Here is a 19,718-nt window from a genome sequence, read left to right on the forward strand (position 1 = left end):
TCAGAGCAGGAACGGTCAGTCGGCCAGTACGAACCACGACGGGATGTTTCTTTGCTCTCTCGGGAACTTCTCGAGTTCTTCCTGGAACGTCGGGGCGCCAAGAGGAATGCGCCACCGCGGCTCACCGTAGTCGAAATGCATGTCCAAATAGCCTGTTCGCTGCATGACTCCACTGATGCCGAACCAGGTTCCTTCACCGGGTTCGTACATGTGGCTTCGCATACGTTGCAGAGCCAACCAAAGCTCCACTGGTGCAGCGACTTCCTCGACGTCTCCGTCGCTGAGTCGGATGGCTACGGAATCCTGTTCGCCATACTTGCCTAGAAAGCGGGCCTCGAACGATATCTCGGTCCAGTCAAGTGCGTCCGCAAGATCCATAAGAGCTCGACCTGCGTCCTCTTGTTCGCTTCGAATGTCCATCATGGTTTTCGCTCGTTTCCGGGGCCTAATCGTTCAAGAACATTGCTGATAGGGATTTCCCCCCATCAATCTTGTACTCAACGATAAATTGTGAGGGACGCGCGCTTTCCGGGCTGTAAAGCATGCGTACCTTTACGTCGACGGTATGGGGCGGTGCGGCATTGACAAGGTTTTTCCACTGCGTTTCGAGAGCGGCGTATGCGCCGCCTGGCTGATTCAATTGTCTGCTCATTGCAACCAAGTTAATTGAGTCCCCGGGGCCGCCGAACTGGGCACCGAAGATATGTCCCCCTTGGTCTCCCACGAGTCGGTCCGATCCTCCCGCCGCACTCTGGTAGTTTTCGTTCCGTCGAAGGTAATTCTCGCCAGGATCGATGGTTCGTTCGATCCGGGCCCCGGCTTCGGTAACGCGGCCTGCGTTGTCTGTGATGTAGACATACTTTCCGTCCACCAGATATGTCGAATTTGGTTCCGGGGTGCGAAGCGCTGTCGGCCACTCTTGGTATTTGCGTCCGGAAGTCGCTTTCAGTATTTCTTGGCCACGGCCGTCAAGCTTTACAAGCCCGATCCTTGACGCCGCAGCGTCCGCAGCGGCAGCGCCACGGGCCCCCTTGGTGACAAGGCCAGCCAACTTCCCTCCAGCAAGCGACAGGAGAATCCCGGTTGCCATTTGTCCCATTGCAATCGCGGGATCCTTCTTCCACGCATCGACATCAATGATGCCTGTGAACATCTGACCCACAGTGCCCAGCGGGTCTTCCCGGAAGGCATGGGCCAAGCCCGTAGCAGTCTCAACGGGGTGGGTGGCGGCTTGGACAACTTCGCCGACTGGCTCCCCCACTACTTTGTTGGTCGCGCCAACCAGCTCGTGGCCAAAAGCCGCCCACCATGCGCCGCTATTGACGGCCACATCACTCGCGTAGTCTTCCGACATCGCAGTGGCAGCATCGACGGCGGCTTTGGAATGCTCAATTTTGCTTATGACGGTCCGTTCAATCCCGGTCATTCGGGATGTCAGGTAGGCAAATCGCTGTTCGTCGGCACTGACGCCAAAGGAGAACTCCAATGCCGGGGACTTGTGAATGAGCTGTTGCCGTTCCTTGGTGAGAAGGTCATATTCTGAGCGAACGCTGACTAGGTAGGCGGCGACGTTCCGCAATTGGTCGCTCGCCTTGGCGAGAGCGTCCGCCGCCCTGTTGCACTTATTCGCAATTTTCTCGTTGAGCCGGCGGACTTCGTCAGCAGCGACGCTCTCCCATACTCCGGGAAACCCATGCGCAAGAGTGTCGTGCTGCTGCGCGGCTTCGCGCGAACGACGCTGGGAGTCCAGGAGGTACTCCGCTGCATTCAAAAAACCGCTTGCGGAGGGGATCCTGCCGATGACTGCCATGTGGGCCTACGATCCGCGGAACGCCGATGCGCCGGCAGAGTCCATTTCCGATACGGCAGACGCATATTCCGTAATAAATTCAGACACGCTCCTTGACGAGTCTCGGATGCGAAGCAGGTCCATGGACCAGCAGGTATTCAGCTTTGCGACCGCACTGACAAGACCAGCATCATATGGACTTCCTGACAACTCCCGCGACACTGCTGTCTGAGCCCTGTCGAGGTCTAGTGCAGCAGCGAGGGGACTTTCACTGGCTACTGCTTGTTGATTGGCCAACGCTTGGAGTTGGTCGGTGTTGACGATGAACACCGTCGGTTATTGCCTGAGCGCCGCGGCGCCTCGCTGGTTGACTTCTTCAAAGTTGTCAACGATCGTCGCCACAGTGTGTCCAAGTCCTTCCAAAGCGGCCGAAAGTTCCTTTTGGGCGCGCTGGTAGCGATCGTACGCATTGGTGTACTCGGAGGCGGCTTGTCCTGTCCAAACAGCCGATGGTTCCGCGCGGGCACTCAGTGATCCAAGGGCAGCTACCTGCTCTTGCGATCCGGCTTTGAGCGCGGCGGCCAAACTTTTTGCGCCGTCGTAGTCGAGAGACAGATGACCCACTTTTCCTCCTAGTTTGGGACTGCTTGCATCCTCGCATTGTGGCGGCGACTGGACAATGACAGAAACAAAAATGATTAGAATATTAAGTCTTTGCCCGGATAGCGGTTGAGAGTTTGGCTTATTTGGGGCTGAACGGACCCTAAAACTTGATTCAAATTTGCGCTTAATCGCGAAACCTTGAGCTTTTCGGCGTGGTAGACATCCTGCTCGGAGAAGGCGGCTATCCGGACCACGGTGCTGTCTGCTGTTGGGGATCCCCGGGTGTCTCCAGCCCCAGAAGCTTTCACCCGTACCGAGCGCTGGGCCGGCTACCGTTGGTCGTGGTGAGAATTGCCTTTCGTTGCCTCTGATTTGTATGGTTCAGCTATGACTATGGGGAGAGCTATCACCAAAGCCGTCATTCCTGCTGCCGGATTGGGAACTCGCTTCCTGCCCGCCACCAAGGCAATGCCGAAGGAAATGCTGCCGGTTGTTGACCGCCCGGCCATCCAGTATGTGGTCGAGGAAGCGGTGGATGCCGGCCTCACCGACCTGCTGATGATCACGGGCCGCAACAAGCGTGCCCTGGAGGACCACTTCGACCGCGAGCCCGGCCTGGAGGCTGCGCTGGAGGCCAAGGGGGACAAGGACAAGCTGGGCATGGTGGAGTACGCCTCCAACCTGGGTCCCATCCACTACGTCCGCCAGGGCGAGGCCAAGGGCCTGGGCCACGCCGTGCTCTGCGCCCAGCAGCACGTGGGAGACGAGCCCTTCGCTGTGCTCCTGGGTGACGACCTCATCGATGAGGCAGAGAACCTGCTGGGCACCATGATGGACGTGCAGCAGAAGACCGGCGGTTCGGTCATCGCCCTGATCGAGGTTGACCCCTCACAGATCAGTGCCTACGGCTGCGCGGACATCTCGGTTGTTGAAGGCGAGGACTATGTTCGCGTCAACAGCCTGGTGGAGAAGCCGGCCGTCGCTGACGCACCGTCCAACCTGGCCGTGATCGGCCGCTATGTGCTGCACCACTCGGTGTTCGGCGTCCTGGAGAACACCGCTCCGGGCCGTGGCAACGAGATTCAGCTGACCGATGCCCTGCAGACCCTCGCCGCCGGCGAGGGCGAAGGTTCGGGCGTGTACGGTGTGGTCTTCAAGGGCCGCCGCTATGACACCGGTGACAAGCTGAGCTACCTCAAGGCTGTCATTACGCTGGCGTCGGAGCGCGTGGAGTTCGGCGAGGACCTGAAGACCTGGATGAAGGGCTTCGTCGGATAGCTCTGGCGTTCTATTGCTTTTGGGAGGCTCGTTGCCGGATGGCGGCGGGCCTCTCTTTTTGCATGGCCACAAGTGCCACCAGGGCGCCGATGACAGCACCTGACGTGTTGGTCATGACATCTGACGGGCTTGCAAAGCGGCTGTGAAGAAACAGGAACTGCCCCAGTTCGATGCAGCCGGAAACGAGCATTCCGAAGGCTCCGATTTGCCACCATTTTTTGTGGGGAAATGCCAGGGCGGCAACGAAACCAACAGGAATGAACAGGCCAACGTTGGCGGACCGTTCCACAAAGTCGTAGTTAAACCAGCGGGGAATGCCGTGGTGGTGGAGGAAATTCAAGACAATGCCCAGCTGCCCTGAGACGGGCTGGTCCACGGGTGTGGGCCAGAAAGCGACGAGCGCCAGCGGAACCACCATGGCCGCGAGGATGAGCTGCCACAGCCGGTGGTTGTTGAGGATTCTCAAATGGGCCTCAGGACGTCCGTAGAAGGGCAAAAGCGGCGGTGGCGAAGGCGCAGGCCGCGAGGAGAACGAGGAGGGCGTAGCCGAGCACCTGTGGGCGGGGGAGTGGGACGGAAAAGTCGTATTCGCGTGGTGCCCTGCGCCAATGTCTCCCCATAGCCCTAATAGTTACCACAAAAAAGCGTTGCTTTAGCTTGTCGAAGTCAAGGTTGCGGGAACCCGCAGCATGAACCCAAAAGCAAAAGGTGGGTGCATCTCCGTTTCCGGAGATGCACCCACCTTCTTTGGTGCTAGGAGTTGCTGCGGTTAGGCGGCAACCTCAGCCTTGGCGCGGCGGCGAACCACCACAACGGAGGTTGCACCGGCGGCCAGTGCGCCTGCGCCCACCAGGGTCCACAGGATCAGGCCGGAGTCGGCGCCGGTGTTGGCCAGGCCGCCCGTGTTGGCCAGCGGCGCGCCGCCGGTGGTGCCGGCAGCGGTGCCGCCGGTGTTGGCGAGTGCAGCTGCCACGGTGACGGTGACGGGACCGACGGTCACACCGGAGGTGTTGCCCTTGGCGGTGATGCTGTAGGTGCCAGCTTCACTGATTGCCAGGGGGATGGAGATCTTGCCCTGGGCGTCAGCAGTGGCGCTGAGCGTCTGCGGGGCCTGGAAGACAGGAATTGCTGCGGAGACTGCGGTACCGCCAGCGTTTGCTGCGCCGGTAGTGGTCACAGTGATGGTGATGGTGACAGTCTCACCGGGAGCGAAGCCCTGTGCGGTGAAGACGAAGGTCTGGCCCGGTGCCGGCGTTCCGTCCGAGACACCAACTGCCGGCGGAAGTGCCGGGTAGGTTGCGGCCATGGCGGGCGCGGAGCCAACGAGTGCGATTGAGCCGGCAAGTGCGATTGCGGCGAGTGTTTTCTTCATGTGTGTCCCCCCGGAGACGTTTCAGTTTTGATTACCCGATTTTGGGGAAATGTCCCCTCCACACGAGACCATGTGCAGAACTACGGATAGATATCCCAGATAGAAGGTACCATCCCGGATACGGTGTAACCAACCTCAATCCAGTCGGTTTACATAGTGTTAACGCGGCCGTCACTGGCCCTGATCGCAGGACGCATTTTCGGTTGGGAGGATGACGTCCTTGACATGCTGGACGGTGGGTGTGACAACCACGTTAGGTTCCGTGTGCTGAACGATCTTCCCGAAAGTGAACTCCACCGTTTGGCTTTCGCCTGGCGCAAGCTGCTGAGCAACGACGCCTACCGGCCGGTTCGCGTGGATGTAGGGAGCAAAAGGAGTCTTCTGTCCGTCAATCATCGCTGACTCCACGTTTGCCTGTGCGGGTCCGTAGGCGACGACATTTGTTTGGACCGTGCCCGGTGCGATACCAAAAGCACCTGCACCCGTGACATAGGCCGGAAGCGAAGTGGCAGCATCGGCAGGTGCTGTATTAGTGCTGGTAACACGTACGGTGGTTTGCTCGTAGCCGTCTGCCGGGCACTCCTTAATGAGCTTGACGGTGCGTTTGACGTAGTAGTCCATCTTGGCGCCCGTCCCGTCGTTGAAGTAGACGCCAAACTGGGCAGGAGACACGCTGGGGCCGGAGATGGAGCCGCTAAGTGCGTATTTGGAAATGACGGACTGCTCGGATGCGTTGGAGGACCAGACGAGGACTCGTCCTTCTTCCGTTCCGCGGGTAACTCCGCTGATAAGTCCTTTGGCTTCGCCCTTACCGCTAGATAGTGCGGAGAAGACTTCTTTTGCCACGCCGGCGAAATATGCGTCCTGTTGCTTAGGTTGCTTTATTTTCGCGTAAACGTCAGAGAGGAGCGTCGGTACGACATTGTCACCGGTGAGCGCCGTGGGCAAGCCCGATGCCTTGATCGCTGCCAGTTCGGGGCCATTGACTGAAACAGGTCCTGTGGATTGAAGGATGTAGCTCAGGACCAGAGGATCGATGGAAATGACTCCATCCACACGTTGCCCGGTTTTTCTTTCCCACATTGCTTGGGCGCTACTCGCAGCAGTTGGAAAATCAGGGGTGAGATTCACGTCCTGTAAGTACTTCCCAAGTCGCGTCGAATAGATCTGCTGCTGTTGCGGATCCACGGGTAATACTGGGGCCATGACGCCGATGTCGCCAGCGCTGCCCTGAGCACCTAGGGAAAGCTTCCCGTGATCCAGAGTGAGAACCGCGAGGGCGCCCGGGATTCCACCTGAAGCCCGCACCTCGGCGTTGTTTTGGATCATGAGAAGGTAATTTCTCGCGCTTTCAGCGCCAAGCATCGCCGGGGCTATGTTTGCTGCGTCGGCGGCCGAACTTAGTGCACCACTGGCAAGCTTCAGTTCTGCCGTAGCGTCCTCCAGCGGTTTGGCTACTTGGGGGAGAAGCTGGCCTGAATCGATTTCATCGAGCCTCTGCGCCGAAGCGCGAACGGCGTAAGCAGACGATGCCACGGTCGGGGCAGCTGTCCGAATTGGCTCGAGGTTCGAGCCGGTGCCGCTGGGTATTAGGGCATCCCAATTGAGGGATTCATAGACACGGACAAGCGGCGTCAGGCCGAGACTGGCAACATCGTCGGCCGATCTGGCCACCTCCGAAATTGCGCTGAGGTTGGGGCCGACCCACGGGAGTCCGGAGGCGAGAGCCCAAACGGGATCTCCCGCATCCATCCGGGCCTGGGAGGTGTGCCCGCGCAACTCGGAGACAGTATTTTCAGCCGCATTGGAATCCGACGCGACAATCTCCTGTTTGAGCTTCGGGATCAGCACGGAGGCTGACTCTAAGTGCGACTTGATGGAGTTCGCTTTGACACCCAACCAAACTACGCAGCCGCATATGGTTAGCACCAGAACCACAAAGGCTAGACCGAGTTTCAGAAGGAGCCTGCGCCTAGGCCTACGCTCCTGTCGCCTGACGCCGCTCCGGTGCACCGGCGGCTGAGCTTCGAAAGTCTCTTTGTCGCTCATGGTCAGGGACGGCCGAGGCCGCGAAAAGTCCAGCCAGCCGCCCGCCATTTGCTGGAGTCCAAGGCATTCCGCCCGTCCAAGATTCTTGTCGCTGAAACGAGGGTCGCCGCCTCGTACGGGTCAAGGTCGCGGTACTCTGGCCATTCAGTTAGCAAGAGAATCGCATCGGCCCGTCGCAGGGCAACCTCCGTAGATTGTTCGTAGTGAAGTTCCGGGAATCGACGCTCTGCGTTTCGAAGAGCCTCAGGATCACTCACTGTCACCACTGCTCCTTGAAGTTGCAACTGAGCAGCAATGCTAAGAGCAGGCGAGTCGCGCACGTCGTCACTTTCCGGTTTGAAGGCTGCCCCGAGGACTGTTATGCGCTGCCCCAAGAGAGTGCCGCCGCAAAGCTCACGCGTGAGTTCAACGACCCGGGTCCGGCGACGCATGTTGATCGCATCCACTTCGCGTAGAAACGTCAATGCTTGGTCCGCGCCCAGTTCACCAGCACGAGCCATAAAAGCTCGTATGTCTTTAGGAAGGCAGCCGCCTCCGAAACCGATGCCTGCGTTTAGGAATTTTCGACCAATCCGGTCATCCATGCCGATGGCGTCGGCCAGAAGGGTTACATCCGCACCTGCTGCGTCGCAGAGTTCCGCCATGGCGTTGATGAAGGAGATTTTGGTAGCGAGGAAAGAATTCGCCGCCGTCTTCACCAGTTCGGCCGTGGGCAAATCCGTAACCAGCCGCGGTGAACCTGCCTCCAAGGGTATGGAGTACACCTTGTCTAAGACTTGAACCGCGTGATGGTCTTCTGATCCGTCTTCCACCCCGTATACAAACCTGTCCGGTTGGAGTGTGTCTGCTACCGCGTGCCCTTCACGGAGAAACTCCGGGTTCCACACAAGATGTGCCCCGGGCTGGGCATCCTGGACGGTCGTGGCAAGCCGCGCTGCGGTTCCTACTGGCACGGTGGATTTTCCAACCACAACGTCGCCCTCGTCCAGATAAGGAATTAGCTCGTTGGCTGCCGCGTCTACATATGCTAAGTCAGCGCCGTTCTCTCCCTTCTTTTGGGGAGTGCCAACGCAGATGAAATGCACGCTGCTTCCCTTCACTGCAGACATATCAGTCGTGAAGGTTAACCTGCCCGTAGACTGCACCTCGCGTAGCAGTTCTTCGAGCCCCGGTTCAAAGAAAGGGGCACGCGCCGAAGATAACTCAGAGATTTTACTCTCATCGACGTCTACGCCCACGACCTCATGCCCGAGCTTGGCCATGCAAGCCGCGTGGACAGCTCCAAGGTAGCCGCAGCCGATTACTGAAATTCGCATATATTGCCTTCCCCAAATGCCAAGGTGGCTGATCTTCCGCTAGAGATACGACCGATATCGGTCAGACTGCTCCAGTGCTTTTGAATACTGCCTTGAATGTCTTAAACAGAATGATGATGTCGCCCATAAGCGACCAGTTCTCGACGTAGTACAGGTCCAGGCGAATGCTCTCTTCCCATGAGAGATTGGATCGCCCGCTAACCTGCCAAAGCCCGCTCATGCCCGGGCTGACGTACAACCGTCTATGCGCCGCATCGTCGTAGAGTGCAACCTCGCCTTCGCGCTGCGGCCGAGGTCCGACGAGACTCATGCTCCCCTCTAGCACATTCAGTAGTTGAGGAAGCTCGTCGAGAGAGTACTTGCGAAGTATGCGGCCAATGGGCGTTATACGTGGGTCATTATCGATTTTAAAAAGGGGAGTATCGCTGGATCCTTGGGCATGTAGCAGCGCCTCTAGTTCTGCGTCCGCGTCTACCCTCATGGAGCGAAATTTCAGCATTGAAAATGTGCTGCCTCGTATGCCGATGCGGTCTTGGCGATAGAAGACGGGGCCATGGTCCGTTAGACGAACAAGGAGGGCAAGTATCAGAAAGACGGGCGACAAAACGATCACGAGTACACCAGCAACCATGACGTCGAAGGTCCGTTTCGTGGCCTTCTTGCCACCTGTTAGCTTCGGAGTGGAAACGTGGATCAGTGGAAGCCCGGCGACCGGCTGAGTGTGTATCCGCGGACCTGCTACGTCAGTCAAAGCGGGGGCTAGGATCATGCCGATATCTCTAGCTGCAAGCTCCCAGCCAAGCCGCCTGAGATCTTGCGGGTGCAAATTAACACCCGCCGAGATGGCAACCGCATCCACGTCTGCCGAAAGTATTGCTTCCAGGATTGAATCAAATTCAGTACTCACCCCCGAAACAGGTACATCAAGGCCGGCGAGAGTAGTTACGGACGCTGTGGCGCCGGGAAGGTGGGCAGCGACGGGGGTATAGCCCGCACTGGGAACGCTGCGCAACGAAGTCGCCAGATGGGCTGCTGAGTACGGTCCTCCGATTATCAAAACTTTCGAGCTACTCTTGCCGAATTTTCTCTCGATGCTGAGGTGCTGACGGACGAGCCATCGTCCGACAAGCAGTCCCACTAGGCCCGCCGGGAAAGCCAGTCCAACGAATCCGCGCGCGGTGTCAATGCGCACCGCATAAGAAACAATGGCGACAAGACCGAAGAGCCATAGCGAGCTGGATAGAACACGCCGGTACTCCTCGGAACCCGACCCGAGTACTCGGGGTTCACGTGACCCCCAGACTCCAAGCATGAGCCACCAAGCTATGACCAATATCACCGAAAGGGTTGCGTAGTCCAAGTCACTGGCACCGGCAACGCCGTTTTCCGTGAAGCCAAATCGGACGCCGTACGCGCCGGCAACTGCCCAGATGATGATTCCTGCGTCCAAAAAACCTAGTCGCTGCGCATATTTGCGGCGCCAGGAGCCCTTAATTATCTTGCGCCCCAACTTCCCCCACCTTTGTTCTCGTGCTGTGAGGATCATACTGTCTTAAGCTTGTCTGATCGGACTCAGCATCCCCTCAGGTGTAACGCTTGTGCGTCGAACCTGTCATGGATTAACCAGCAACCCTCCAGCCAGGGGGGGGCGGCTTGCTCGCTCAGGCTTGAGCTAAATCCTCGACGCACCGGATGACATCCTGGGCTGTCGCGTTCAACTTTGTACGAATTTCGCTGCGACGTGCCTCTCTACAAAGAGCTTCAAATAGCAAAGGTTCAGTAGAAATTCGATGCAGCGCAGCGCCCATGTCTTCAGCTGAGACGGCGGTCGAAATCCCACCACCATATTCAAGTATTTCCACCGTGCCGCCCACACCATAGGCAATAACGGGGCGCCCAACGAGTATGGCTTCCGCAGTCACTTTGCCGAAGCCCTCATTGCGCGAACAAACTAGGGCAAAATCGGCCCCAGTATACACACTGATCATGTCGGAAACAGGCCCACGATATTTCACGCAGTCAGACAATTGCAGTTCGCGTATGAGTGACTTTACATCGTCAACGTCTTGGGGTTTGCCGTGGCCAAAAATTTCAAGTGAAATATCCGTCCCAAGATCTTTTGCCACTTTGATTGCTCGTATTGCGTCAAGTTGGCCTTTCTCAGGGCTGACAGTGCCGCACATTACGGCTCGGTGAGGCTTCCGCCCGAAAGTCATTGAGTTGTCTGAAAAATCAAGAAACCGCTTACTTACTTGTGGGTATATTACGCGATTTGGATAACCATACTGGCATGCAACAAAATCTGAAATACAAATTACACGAGATGCCCAAGACGCGATAAGTCTTCGTATTAAACTCTTTGGCAGAGCCGACTTTATCATAGGGTTGCTTATCAAACTCTCACGAATCAACTGAAGGACAGGGATTCCTAGTATGCGCGCAGCCATTAAAGGTACGGGCGAGACGCTGCTATTTACCACCACAACGTCATAGCCCCCCGACCGAATTAGAGTGACGTACCCAGGAACATCCAGTGCAGCCTGTAGAGTCCGTACGGTCCCGACTACGGGAGAATATCGCCTTCCCATCCATAGACGATTTCTACGGATAAGAACTTCGAATGAGCCGGGCACGTTTTGGATTTCCGTCACAAGGGGCCCGTGGTCTGGAAGGACCACAACCCCTGTGTGGCCTCGACTGGCGGCCTCCCTAACGAGGTGTAACAGGCTCTGCTCTGCCCCGGCAAGTCCGGAGCTGTGAGAAGCAAATAGGATCTTCACTGAGGGTTTCCCCCCTTAGTCAGGTCAAATAATGGGCCAGTTACTCCCATAACACCGTGATATATACCTCGCGTGATGGCCCGAAAATTATTTGGATGCCTCAGCACGGACCGCAAGGCCATTCGAAACAAACCTGGACTAGACAGGTAAGCAGTACGCCCGAAGTGTTTTCGTAGAAAAAGCACTTCATTTCGAAATGTGTAGTACATACCGGACGAAGAGGTGCCGGAGAGTGAACCGCCTCGACGATGGATTAATGCCGAATTGCAATTGTATTTAATTCGAGCGCCGGATGAAGTTACTCGGTAACAGAAATCAAATTCTTCTTTGTAGTGAAAGAATCGCTGGTCCATGTAACCCAATGATTCCGCAGTAGCCAGTTCAATTAGTATTGCAGCCCCGGAAACGACATCAACCTCATGACCCTGGCCGCAGGACGTTTCGCAGCGGAAAGGGACGACCTTTCGACCATGTAGATTGGCCGCGGATATGTAGGATTCGCCGAAATCGGTTACTTGGGCCGTGCCTACGACGGCGTAACCTTTGGATGCCTGCACCATGTCTTCAATGACGCTGGCGGTGGGTGCGGTATCTGGATTCAAAAGGAGAACGTGACTATAGCCCTGCGCCCTAGCCCAGCGCATTCCAGTATTCATACCTCCGGCATAGCCCAGGTTCATGCCTGTTTGAATCACGTGAACATCGGGGTAGTGATTCTTTAGCGACGAAGCCTCAGAGATGTCGCTTGATCCATTATCGACGACGCAAATGCTCCATTGAGTATCTTTTAGGAGATCAACCACCTTTGCGGTGTCCTCAATGGAGTTCCAGTTCAGAACTAAAATGCATAGGCTATTTTCCCCCAAAGCACTTAACCTCTCTTTTTATGGGCATCGACACACCGCGAAGGAGACCGGCCCCTACTGCTTTTGCGCCATCCAAGTTACCTTTTGCAAGTGCTACAAGCATATATACAATCCGGCTTATAACAAGTATAGGGAGTCTTTTTGGGTAGAATTTTCTAAAGAAAATAACGCGACTCTTTGTAGATTCCAGAAATGCTACCCTTGACTTAGTCCTTATATTATTTGTGCTACCAGTGGTGAGCCCCTGGTCGTGTTCGACTGAAACGCTTTTTAAGGTCCCCAAATGGATGCCTAATTCGATCGACCTGAGTGTCAGATCGGCTTCTTCCATGAATAAGAAATAGTTGTCATCGAAACCGCCGGCCATCTTCCACGTGTCCGCGCGTGACAATATCGAGTGGCCCCCGGGGTAGCAGACGCTAAACTTTTTTATTGAAGGTTCCTGATTGAAACTTCGTTTAGCGCGTCCAGTCAGTGTGCTGATTTCACCGAGGCCATAAGAGGGCTGCCCGGCTTCGACAGTTAGTGTTGACCAAAGGGACGACTGGCTTTTGGCTACTTCTTGGAGCAGCTCGGGTGCTGTCCCGTTCACAGTAATATCAGGATTAAGGACCCATACGACACTTGCCCCCCGCTCCAAGAGCCGATTGACTCCCAAGTTGTTGCCGGCGCCATAGCCTAGGTTGCTTCCTGCGTCGAGCACCTCGACGCAGAGTCCGTTCACTGAAGAGTTCTTTGCAAGTAGGACTAGCTGCTTATGTTCAAGCTGGGCCTCATCTTGACTATTGTCAACGATCGTTACAAGAACCTTCGTGGTGCCGGCGAAATCTTGAAGAGATCGGAGTAAGTGAGCCACGCTTGCACAAGAAAAATAGTTGACGACCGATATGCCGAGCAGATACTGATGTTCATCGCTAGGGCTACAGACATCTATCGACTGACTATTCATGATTGTTCCAGCCTAATCATAGGTTTTTTGAAAGAAAGATGCGACCGTATCGCCAACGCAGGTTCGGACTAGTTGCCCATCCATGAACGAAGATTCGTGCTGAAGGACTCTTCGGAGAACATAGCAGCCTTCGCTTTCGCTTCGGTCATGTCCTTGCCGATGACTGAATTTATGGCTTCTGCGATCTCTACACCATGAAAGGATTCCACTGCAGAACCACCGTTCAAAGCACTAACGCTTTCGACAGCGCCTCCCAGCGCATTTACCACCACCGGCGTTCCCAGAGCCATCGCCTCGACGGGCAAAATGCCAAAGTCTTCGATAGGAGGAAAAAGGAACACCTGCGCCCTTTGGATGAGTGCAAAGAGAAGAGCATCGGACGGTGAGCTTACAAAAGATACTGGGATGGATACGTCCTGAGCAACCTTTCTAAGGAATGTCTCCTCCGGTCCCGCGCCAGCCAAAACTACAGGTACCTTTGCCGCCTCCCCTGCGGCGATAACATTCTCCAACTGCTTGTAAGCAACGAATCGCGATGCTCCGAGTATGTAGTCCGCTGGGAGGCTTGAGAGTACCTCCGACTCGGCTGCGGTGAGAAGATCCGTCCAGGACTCGCGCGATTGGAGTTTAGCTATTGCAACGGGGGGATAGATGACAGTTGCATCTTGGTCCCAAGTGTCGCGAATTCGCTTCTGTATGAAGTTACTATTCGCTGCAAAGGTGGCTCCTTCTGAGGCGCGTTTTCGATCAAGGCTCTGGAAGGCTGGTGAGATAAGACGGCTGATTCTTGATTGGCCCCGTTGGTCCAGTTCGGGCACCCAAATATATCTTGCCGGTGTATGAATATACGCAAATATTTTCGAACTTTGCCGACTAGTTTTGGTTCCAACATGGTGCGCGAAGAGATGTGAACTAACGAGCGTCCAATCATAGGCCTCGAGTTCAACACTACTCCAGATCGGCGGCATGAAAGGAAGGGCTACGGCTTTGTTTTTCCGTAGAGGAGTCTTGGCTAGGGCGGACTCTGTAACTATCCTGTTTTGGAATCGATGAGGTGCATCATTCCATAGACAGTAGATATCTGCTGTTGGAAATGTGTCCGACATGGCGTTTAGAACATTCTCAGATCCCCCCGAGCGTGCAATCCACTCATGGACCAATAAACCGCCCAATGCTAAACCTGCTTTCATAAATAGTTGTGCTGGTATGTTCTGTTTATTGCGGGTTATTTCGGTGTTTGCGGAGCTCGATCAACTGGATGAGCAACACTACGATTTCCGCCACCACCTCGCCAATCAACGCACCTGGAACATTTAGGAGATAGGTTCCAACGAGAATGCCAGGCACTCCTACGGCCGCGCCTGCAGCAGCACTAATCATAATGACTTTAATCCGACCTAGTGCAACGAGTGCGATAGAGCCGGAAGCGCGAGATGTGCAGACCACGAAGATGAGTATTCCGGAAATTGCTGCATACTCGGCGGGAATTCTGATCGAGGAGGCAAATATAACGGAGGACATAATGGGTGCCACCAGGGTGAATGCCACACCAGCGAACAGCCCGATCAACGCGTTGTAGGTTACCGACTTGGCCGCTCGGCGGTATCTTCGCCGGCTTCCCTGCGATTGCCCCACCCACTTCTGCATCACGTTGGGAGCGGCAGCGAGTATTTGTAAGTATATTCGTTGCAACCGCTCGATGGCTGAGAATACTGGAACAGCCGAGGGCGCGACCAAACTGACGAGGGTGACTGGAAGTGACATGTATATTGCGCTGAGCGCCCTGCCACCAAGCGCGGTGCTTTGAGCGGCAATTACCTTTACAAGCCGCGGTGCTGTCATCCCATGTAGGTGTTGACAGTTAATGTGCTCAACGTAGAGGACGATAGTTATACTTACAACTATTGGAAGGACGACCCCGACCGCCGGGTAAATTAGGAGTGGGCTACCCGCGAAAATGAGGATTGCCGACGCAGCAACACAAAGCAGCCGGGGTACAGCGTCACTAAGAAGTAACTTGGTAGATGATCCAGTCCCAATGAAGTACCAAGTACTGTTCATCCCATAGGCTGCTGCGCCCACGGCGACTGCCGCTGACTCGTAGCGGAAGTCCTGAGACAGGAAAAAGCTCGAAACGGCAGCGACCACCATCAGGGGCACCAATACTATGGACTTGGTTGCGAGGGATACGGCCAGGGTCTTTTGCCTCGATGGCCTATCCTGTCTTGCAACTCGTTGCGGACCGGTCAATCCCCAACCAAGTTCAACGATAACGGCCAGCGACGCCCCTATTGATTGCCCGATCGCCACTGCCGCCCACCCCGACGCGCCGAACCGGGAGGTAATCGCGGGTATGGCCAGAAGGGGGCTTGCGATGCTCAGCATGGGCACTATCACGAAGCCTAGGATTTGAACCAGTCGAGCGCGCTGCACTACTCCCTTTCATGTGATACGGAACAGCAGAGGCTTCTGCTAAGAACTTCCGGTCGCAGGAGGTCCTCAGGCCTGGGTAGGCGCCAGTTGCACCCAACTTGAGATTGAGAAAAACATGCAGCCCCTTGGTCTGCTGAGTCAAAAGCCAAAAATGCAAAGGGCGTACCTTAGGTGTGACTTCTTGAGTGATTATCCCTTCAATGGAGTTCAGTGCCAAAACCAGATTGTGAAGCTGGAGTCACTCTAGTAATTCTTTCCCGTCCGGATGCGAGCCGCCATCTGTGCTCGCGTTACACCCTGACGCCGCACGTGGTAGTGGACCCTTGATGGCGCCACGCCTGCCTTGAGGCAGATATCCTTGTTCCGGGGGACCACGGTCTGCGCTGGACGCGAGCCTACCTCTGAGGCGTTGTTGACTTTGCCCGGCATGAATCGGAGAGGTTCAAACTTTGGAGATTACTGACTACTTGAGGCTTCTGCGCCGCAACTGGCTTCTGATTGCAGCGTCAACCTTGGTGGGTCTGCTGCTGGGTGGAGTTGCCGTCATGTTGACAACTCCTACATACACGGCTCGGACTCAACTGTTCGTGGCTACTCAGAATTCCGGCAGTGTCCTTGAGCTTCAACAAGGAAATACCTTCAGCCAAGCCAGGGTCGCTTCTTACGTTGAGACCGCAAAGACTCCCGTGGTTCTCCAGCCAGTCATTGACTCATTGGGCTTGGGTATGTCCCCATCAACGTTGGCCAGCAAGATTAGTGCCAACGTCGAAGGTTCGACAGTACTACTGAATATTTCCGTCACGGACTCGTCGCCCGTAAGGTCAGCAGCCATTGCCGAGGCGGTGGCAAACAGCCTCATTTCAGCAGTTGATCGATTGGAAAGCCCGTCGAAGGACGGAACTTCCCCCGTAAGGCTGTCAGTTGTCACTCCGGCGTCGGCCCCCGCCTCTCCGTCGTCTCCGAACACGATCCTCTATCTGGCGGCGGGGCTTCTTATCGGAGCAGCAGTCGGTGTTGGCTCGGCGTTGGTGCGGTCGGCAGTTGACACGCGAGTCCGCAGCGAAAGCGATATGCGGAAAATCACGGATGCCAGCGTTTTGGGTGGCATTGCCTATGACGCCGATGCGGCAAAAAAGCCTCTTCTCACCCAGGTTCAGTCGCAGAGCCCTCGCGCTGAGTCTTTCCGGCAAATTCGAACAAACCTACAATTCGCTCACGTCAGCCATAGCTCGAAATCTGTGTTGGTGACGTCGTCTCTGCCTGGCGAAGGGAAAAGTACCACTGCCGTTAACATGGCAATTTCACTTGCCCAAGCAGGGCAACGGGTTGCCCTGGTCGATGCCGACCTCCGGCGTCCAATGGTTGGTGAATACCTTGGTTTGGACAGAAGCGTCGGACTAACGACCTACCTCGTCGGCCACGGCGAACTTGAAGACCTTTTGCAACCATGGGGGACTGATGACCTTGACGTTCTTGCGTCTGGGCAGATACCGCCAAACCCGAGTGAACTGCTCGGCTCAGTCGCCATGTCAAATCTGATCGAAATGCTGGAGGCCCGATATGACGCAGTCGTCATCGATGCTCCGCCGCTTCTTCCTGTGACAGATGCTGCAGTTCTGGCCCAGCGTGTAGGTGGAGTCGTGCTGGTTGTGGGAAGTCGGATCGTGAAAAATAATGACCTCCTGAAATCATTGTCGTCTCTGCAAATGGTGGATGCTGATCTTCTAGGTGTAGTCATGAACCGTTTGCCGGCAAAGGATCCCGATGCCTATACGTACTCGTATTACTCCGCTACAACTGAGACTGCGGCAAGCGTTTCTCCAGATTCTCGGGAAGGGCTTGCAGGTAAAAGCCGCAAGGATCCCGGAACAAGTGATTTTGATCAGATCCTTTTTGGTGAAGAGGATTCTTCGGTTCCGCGGTATTTTGGTCGCCGGAACTCCTAGGCGGTACGTGGTACCGGCATTCCGATGGGCACGAGATATGTAGAAACTGCCGAAGAACCGACGCAGGCACTGTTTGATGTCCTGGTTTCAGACTTCGAGCTAGGTAACTGAAGAGTTAGCCCGGCTCTTGAGTGCCCGCCCAGTGATCGAGGGGCCACTTAGGTACAATCGGTCACCAAGACGAACGCACACTGCTCTACCGGAGGTACGGAGAAACAATGTCGGAATGGCTCGAGGTCGGCACGGACAACTATTTCCTGGTCACTGAAGGATCGTTGCTGAACACGGGTCTGATCGTCGGATCTCAACGCGCTATGGTCATCGACACCGGCTGCGGCCCGCGCCAAGGCCGCGAGATCTTGGACGCAGTAAGGGAAAAGACCGACCTACCGCTCGTGGTTGTCAACACTCACGCCCATTACGACCACTTCTTCGGCAACGCCGTCTTCGCTGAAGAAGGGGTAACAGAATTCTGGGCGCACCAAAACTGTGCCACCGAGATTGACCAGCGTGGTGACGTGCAGCGCAGGCACGTTGGAACGCTTGAGCCTGAGATGGCCGCCGGTGAGGGCGAGAACGTCGAGCTAGTGGTCCCCAACGCCATCGTAAAGGACCAGCCCGTATTGGTGGACCTCGGCGGCCTCGCGGCGACTCTGTTCTATCTGGGCCGCGGCCACACGGACGGTGATCTCTTGGTGGGAACGCCCACTAGTCTCTACGTAGGTGACCTGGTGGAACAAGGCGCCCACCCCTCCTTCGAGGACTCGTACCCCGAGGAATGGGCTGACGCCCTCCGGCACATCTCCGCCCTGCGCCACCGCTACGAATTCCTGATCCCCGGCCACGGCAAGCCCTGCAGCGACCAGTTCGTCAAAACCATGGCCAACACGATGACAACGACCGTCCGCCAGGCCCGCCAGTCCATCCGAGACACTCCCAACGACGCCACGAAAGCTATTCCAGTCCTGCCGTACGGGCCGGAGCAGTCCCGGTGGTTCATCAAGCGTTTGCAGGAAACCCGTGGGGAAGCGAACCGGTAGTTGCAATGGAGGCAGACTGACGACAATCGTTTGGGGGAGCCTTCACCGTGTTGGTGACAGCCGTCTAGGTCGATGTGACGGGTACATAGCCGGAACTGTATGCCCGGTAGAGTCGGAGCAACCACTTTTTTGGGGGATGAAGCATTTGAACGCGCACGCCAACCTCATGGGCAACCGTCTAGGCAGGGACAACGCGTTGAACCTAATCCGGCTTTGCCTCGCCGTCCTCGTCATCGTTTCACACGCGTTCCCCATTGCGGGCTTCGGCCCGGACCCCGCGTTAGGTGGCCTAGGGCTTGGCAGCTTTGCCGTTGGCGGGTTCTTTGCCATTAGCGGCTACCTCATCACGCAGAGCCGTTTCCGCAGCGACCTGAAGGGCTACACGATCCGGCGGGCGCTTCGGATTCTTCCTGGCTACTGGGCCTGCCTTGTGTTCACATCCGTGGTCGCGGCAGGGCTGGCTGGAGTAGTCCGCGGCGGCTGGTCTGCGGTGGAGGCGGGCAAGTTCATCGGTTTTGATGCTGTCATGGTCAAGGCCGGCGGCAGCGACATCGGCACAACCCTTACAGGGCTGCCTTACCCCGGCGCATGGAATGGCTCGCTGTGGACGCTGCGGTTTGAGGTGCTGTGCTACATCGTGGTCGGCGCTGCCCTCACGGTGGGATTCGTCCGGCGCCAACAGCTAGTTTTCCCTGCGGCCTTTGCCGTCGCGACTGCTGCGAGCCTCGCGGTCCACATGTCCGGTGTCGGTGGAGTCCCAGCTGATCTGGCCCTTCTGGTTCCCTTCTTCGCGGCTGGCGCGACGCTCCGCGCCTACGCTCACAAGCTCCCCGTCTCTGCCTCTTTGGCACTCGCCTCACTTGTTGCCCTTGCTGCAGTCTTGGCTGCAGGTCAGGGGAAGTCGCTGTCGGCCCTGCCGGTGGCCTATCTCATGCTGTGGCTCGGCATCGTCATTCCTAAGCGGTTCGCTGACTTGTGCAAGCGTGACGACTTCTCCTATGGCACTTACCTCTACGCTTTTCCGATGCAGCAGTGGCTTGTGATCGGCGGCGCCGCGCGGTTTGGACCCGCCGCATTTATTGGATTGAGTATCCTTGCGACAGCCCCCTTCGCCGTCCTGAGCTGGTTCTTGGTCGAGCAGCCGTCTAACGGCCTTTTCAGGTCACGTCGCCAGGTGCCCACTCATCTTGGCTAGAGCTACTGGTGGTAGACCTTTTCCATAAATATGACATTTTCGGTCGCTGGGCAAATGTCAGCGGTGTCAACGCCTAGGTGTACTGGGTCGATGAGACGGGTG

General features: G+C 56.4%; 17 protein-coding genes. 4 read left to right on the top strand and 13 right to left on the bottom strand.

Features of this window, described 5'->3' with window-relative positions; all coding sequences use genetic code 11:
* Positions 1 to 15 precede the first annotated feature (15 nt).
* The 3 genes from QRM95_RS07410 to QRM95_RS07420 form a co-directional block, all read right to left on the bottom strand.
* Positions 16 to 378 carry a hypothetical protein gene (locus QRM95_RS07410; protein ID WP_285247151.1) on the bottom strand — a complete coding sequence of 121 codons (363 nt, stop codon included), beginning with the start codon at positions 376 to 378 and terminating at the stop codon, positions 16 to 18.
* Positions 379 to 445: 67 nt separating this feature from the next.
* Positions 446 to 1,810, bottom strand: a complete 1,365-nt coding sequence (locus QRM95_RS07415) for a DNA/RNA non-specific endonuclease (protein WP_285247152.1) — start codon at positions 1,808 to 1,810, stop codon at positions 446 to 448.
* A 315-nt stretch (positions 1,811 to 2,125) separates the two neighbouring features.
* On the bottom strand, positions 2,126 to 2,413 hold the full coding sequence (locus QRM95_RS07420) for a WXG100 family type VII secretion target (protein WP_285247153.1): 288 nt from the start codon (positions 2,411 to 2,413) through the stop codon (positions 2,126 to 2,128).
* A gap of 366 nt (positions 2,414 to 2,779) precedes the next feature.
* Between QRM95_RS07420 and galU the strand changes: the two genes are divergently transcribed.
* Positions 2,780 to 3,670 carry a UTP--glucose-1-phosphate uridylyltransferase GalU gene (gene galU / locus QRM95_RS07425; protein ID WP_285247154.1) on the top strand — a complete coding sequence of 297 codons (891 nt, stop codon included), beginning with the start codon at positions 2,780 to 2,782 and terminating at the stop codon, positions 3,668 to 3,670.
* Between the two features lie 10 nt (positions 3,671 to 3,680).
* Here the strand turns inward: galU and QRM95_RS07430 are convergent, their stop codons facing one another.
* The 10 genes from QRM95_RS07430 to QRM95_RS07475 form a co-directional block, all read right to left on the bottom strand.
* The gene (locus QRM95_RS07430; RefSeq protein ID WP_285247155.1) at positions 3,681 to 4,088 is read right to left on the bottom strand and encodes a VanZ family protein; all 408 of its coding nucleotides are present in this window, start codon (positions 4,086 to 4,088) and stop codon (positions 3,681 to 3,683) included.
* Positions 4,089 to 4,439: 351 nt separating this feature from the next.
* Entirely contained in the window at positions 4,440 to 5,042 is a 603-nt protein-coding gene (locus QRM95_RS07435; protein ID WP_285247156.1) for an LPXTG cell wall anchor domain-containing protein, read from the bottom strand.
* 171 nt (positions 5,043 to 5,213) lie between these two features.
* The gene (locus QRM95_RS07440; RefSeq protein WP_285247157.1) at positions 5,214 to 6,893 is read right to left on the bottom strand and encodes a DUF4012 domain-containing protein; all 1,680 of its coding nucleotides are present in this window, start codon (positions 6,891 to 6,893) and stop codon (positions 5,214 to 5,216) included.
* Positions 6,894 to 7,093: 200 nt separating this feature from the next.
* Positions 7,094 to 8,407: a UDP-glucose dehydrogenase family protein gene (locus QRM95_RS07445; RefSeq protein WP_285247158.1), complete on the bottom strand. Its 1,314-nt coding sequence runs from the start codon at positions 8,405 to 8,407 to the stop codon at positions 7,094 to 7,096.
* A 61-nt stretch (positions 8,408 to 8,468) separates the two neighbouring features.
* Positions 8,469 to 9,953: a sugar transferase gene (locus QRM95_RS07450; RefSeq protein ID WP_285247159.1), complete on the bottom strand. Its 1,485-nt coding sequence runs from the start codon at positions 9,951 to 9,953 to the stop codon at positions 8,469 to 8,471.
* 115 nt (positions 9,954 to 10,068) lie between these two features.
* Positions 10,069 to 11,187, bottom strand: coding sequence for a glycosyltransferase family 4 protein (locus QRM95_RS21090; RefSeq protein WP_350223881.1), 1,119 nt, complete (start codon positions 11,185 to 11,187; stop codon positions 10,069 to 10,071).
* Positions 11,184 to 12,053: a glycosyltransferase family 2 protein gene (locus QRM95_RS07460; RefSeq protein ID WP_285247161.1), complete on the bottom strand. Its 870-nt coding sequence runs from the start codon at positions 12,051 to 12,053 to the stop codon at positions 11,184 to 11,186. Before QRM95_RS07460 ends, QRM95_RS21090 begins: the two co-directional genes overlap by 4 nt.
* Positions 12,040 to 13,002: a glycosyltransferase family 2 protein gene (locus tag QRM95_RS07465; protein WP_285247162.1), complete on the bottom strand. Its 963-nt coding sequence runs from the start codon at positions 13,000 to 13,002 to the stop codon at positions 12,040 to 12,042. Before QRM95_RS07465 ends, QRM95_RS07460 begins: the two co-directional genes overlap by 14 nt.
* Before the next feature lie 68 nt (positions 13,003 to 13,070).
* Positions 13,071 to 13,820, bottom strand: coding sequence for a glycosyltransferase (locus QRM95_RS07470; protein ID WP_285247163.1), 750 nt, complete (start codon positions 13,818 to 13,820; stop codon positions 13,071 to 13,073).
* A 397-nt stretch (positions 13,821 to 14,217) separates the two neighbouring features.
* On the bottom strand, positions 14,218 to 15,387 hold the full coding sequence (locus tag QRM95_RS07475) for a lipopolysaccharide biosynthesis protein (RefSeq protein WP_285247164.1): 1,170 nt from the start codon (positions 15,385 to 15,387) through the stop codon (positions 14,218 to 14,220).
* Between the two features lie 497 nt (positions 15,388 to 15,884).
* On the opposite strand from QRM95_RS07475, the gene QRM95_RS07480 reads away from it, so the two are divergent.
* From QRM95_RS07480 to QRM95_RS07490, 3 genes are all read left to right on the top strand, one after another.
* Positions 15,885 to 17,381 (top strand): tyrosine-protein kinase domain-containing protein, encoded by a 1,497-nt coding sequence (locus QRM95_RS07480; protein ID WP_285247165.1) that lies wholly within the window; start codon positions 15,885 to 15,887, stop codon positions 17,379 to 17,381.
* Positions 17,382 to 17,599: 218 nt separating this feature from the next.
* The gene (locus tag QRM95_RS07485) at positions 17,600 to 18,421 is read left to right on the top strand and encodes an MBL fold metallo-hydrolase (RefSeq protein ID WP_285247166.1); all 822 of its coding nucleotides are present in this window, start codon (positions 17,600 to 17,602) and stop codon (positions 18,419 to 18,421) included.
* 136 nt (positions 18,422 to 18,557) lie between these two features.
* On the top strand, positions 18,558 to 19,616 hold the full coding sequence (locus QRM95_RS07490; protein ID WP_285247167.1) for an acyltransferase family protein: 1,059 nt from the start codon (positions 18,558 to 18,560) through the stop codon (positions 19,614 to 19,616).
* The last annotated feature ends 102 nt before the right edge of the window (positions 19,617 to 19,718 follow it).

It is taken from the genome of Pseudarthrobacter sp. efr-133-R2A-89 (assembly GCF_030209315.1).
Classification (GTDB): Bacteria; Actinomycetota; Actinomycetes; order Actinomycetales; family Micrococcaceae; genus Arthrobacter.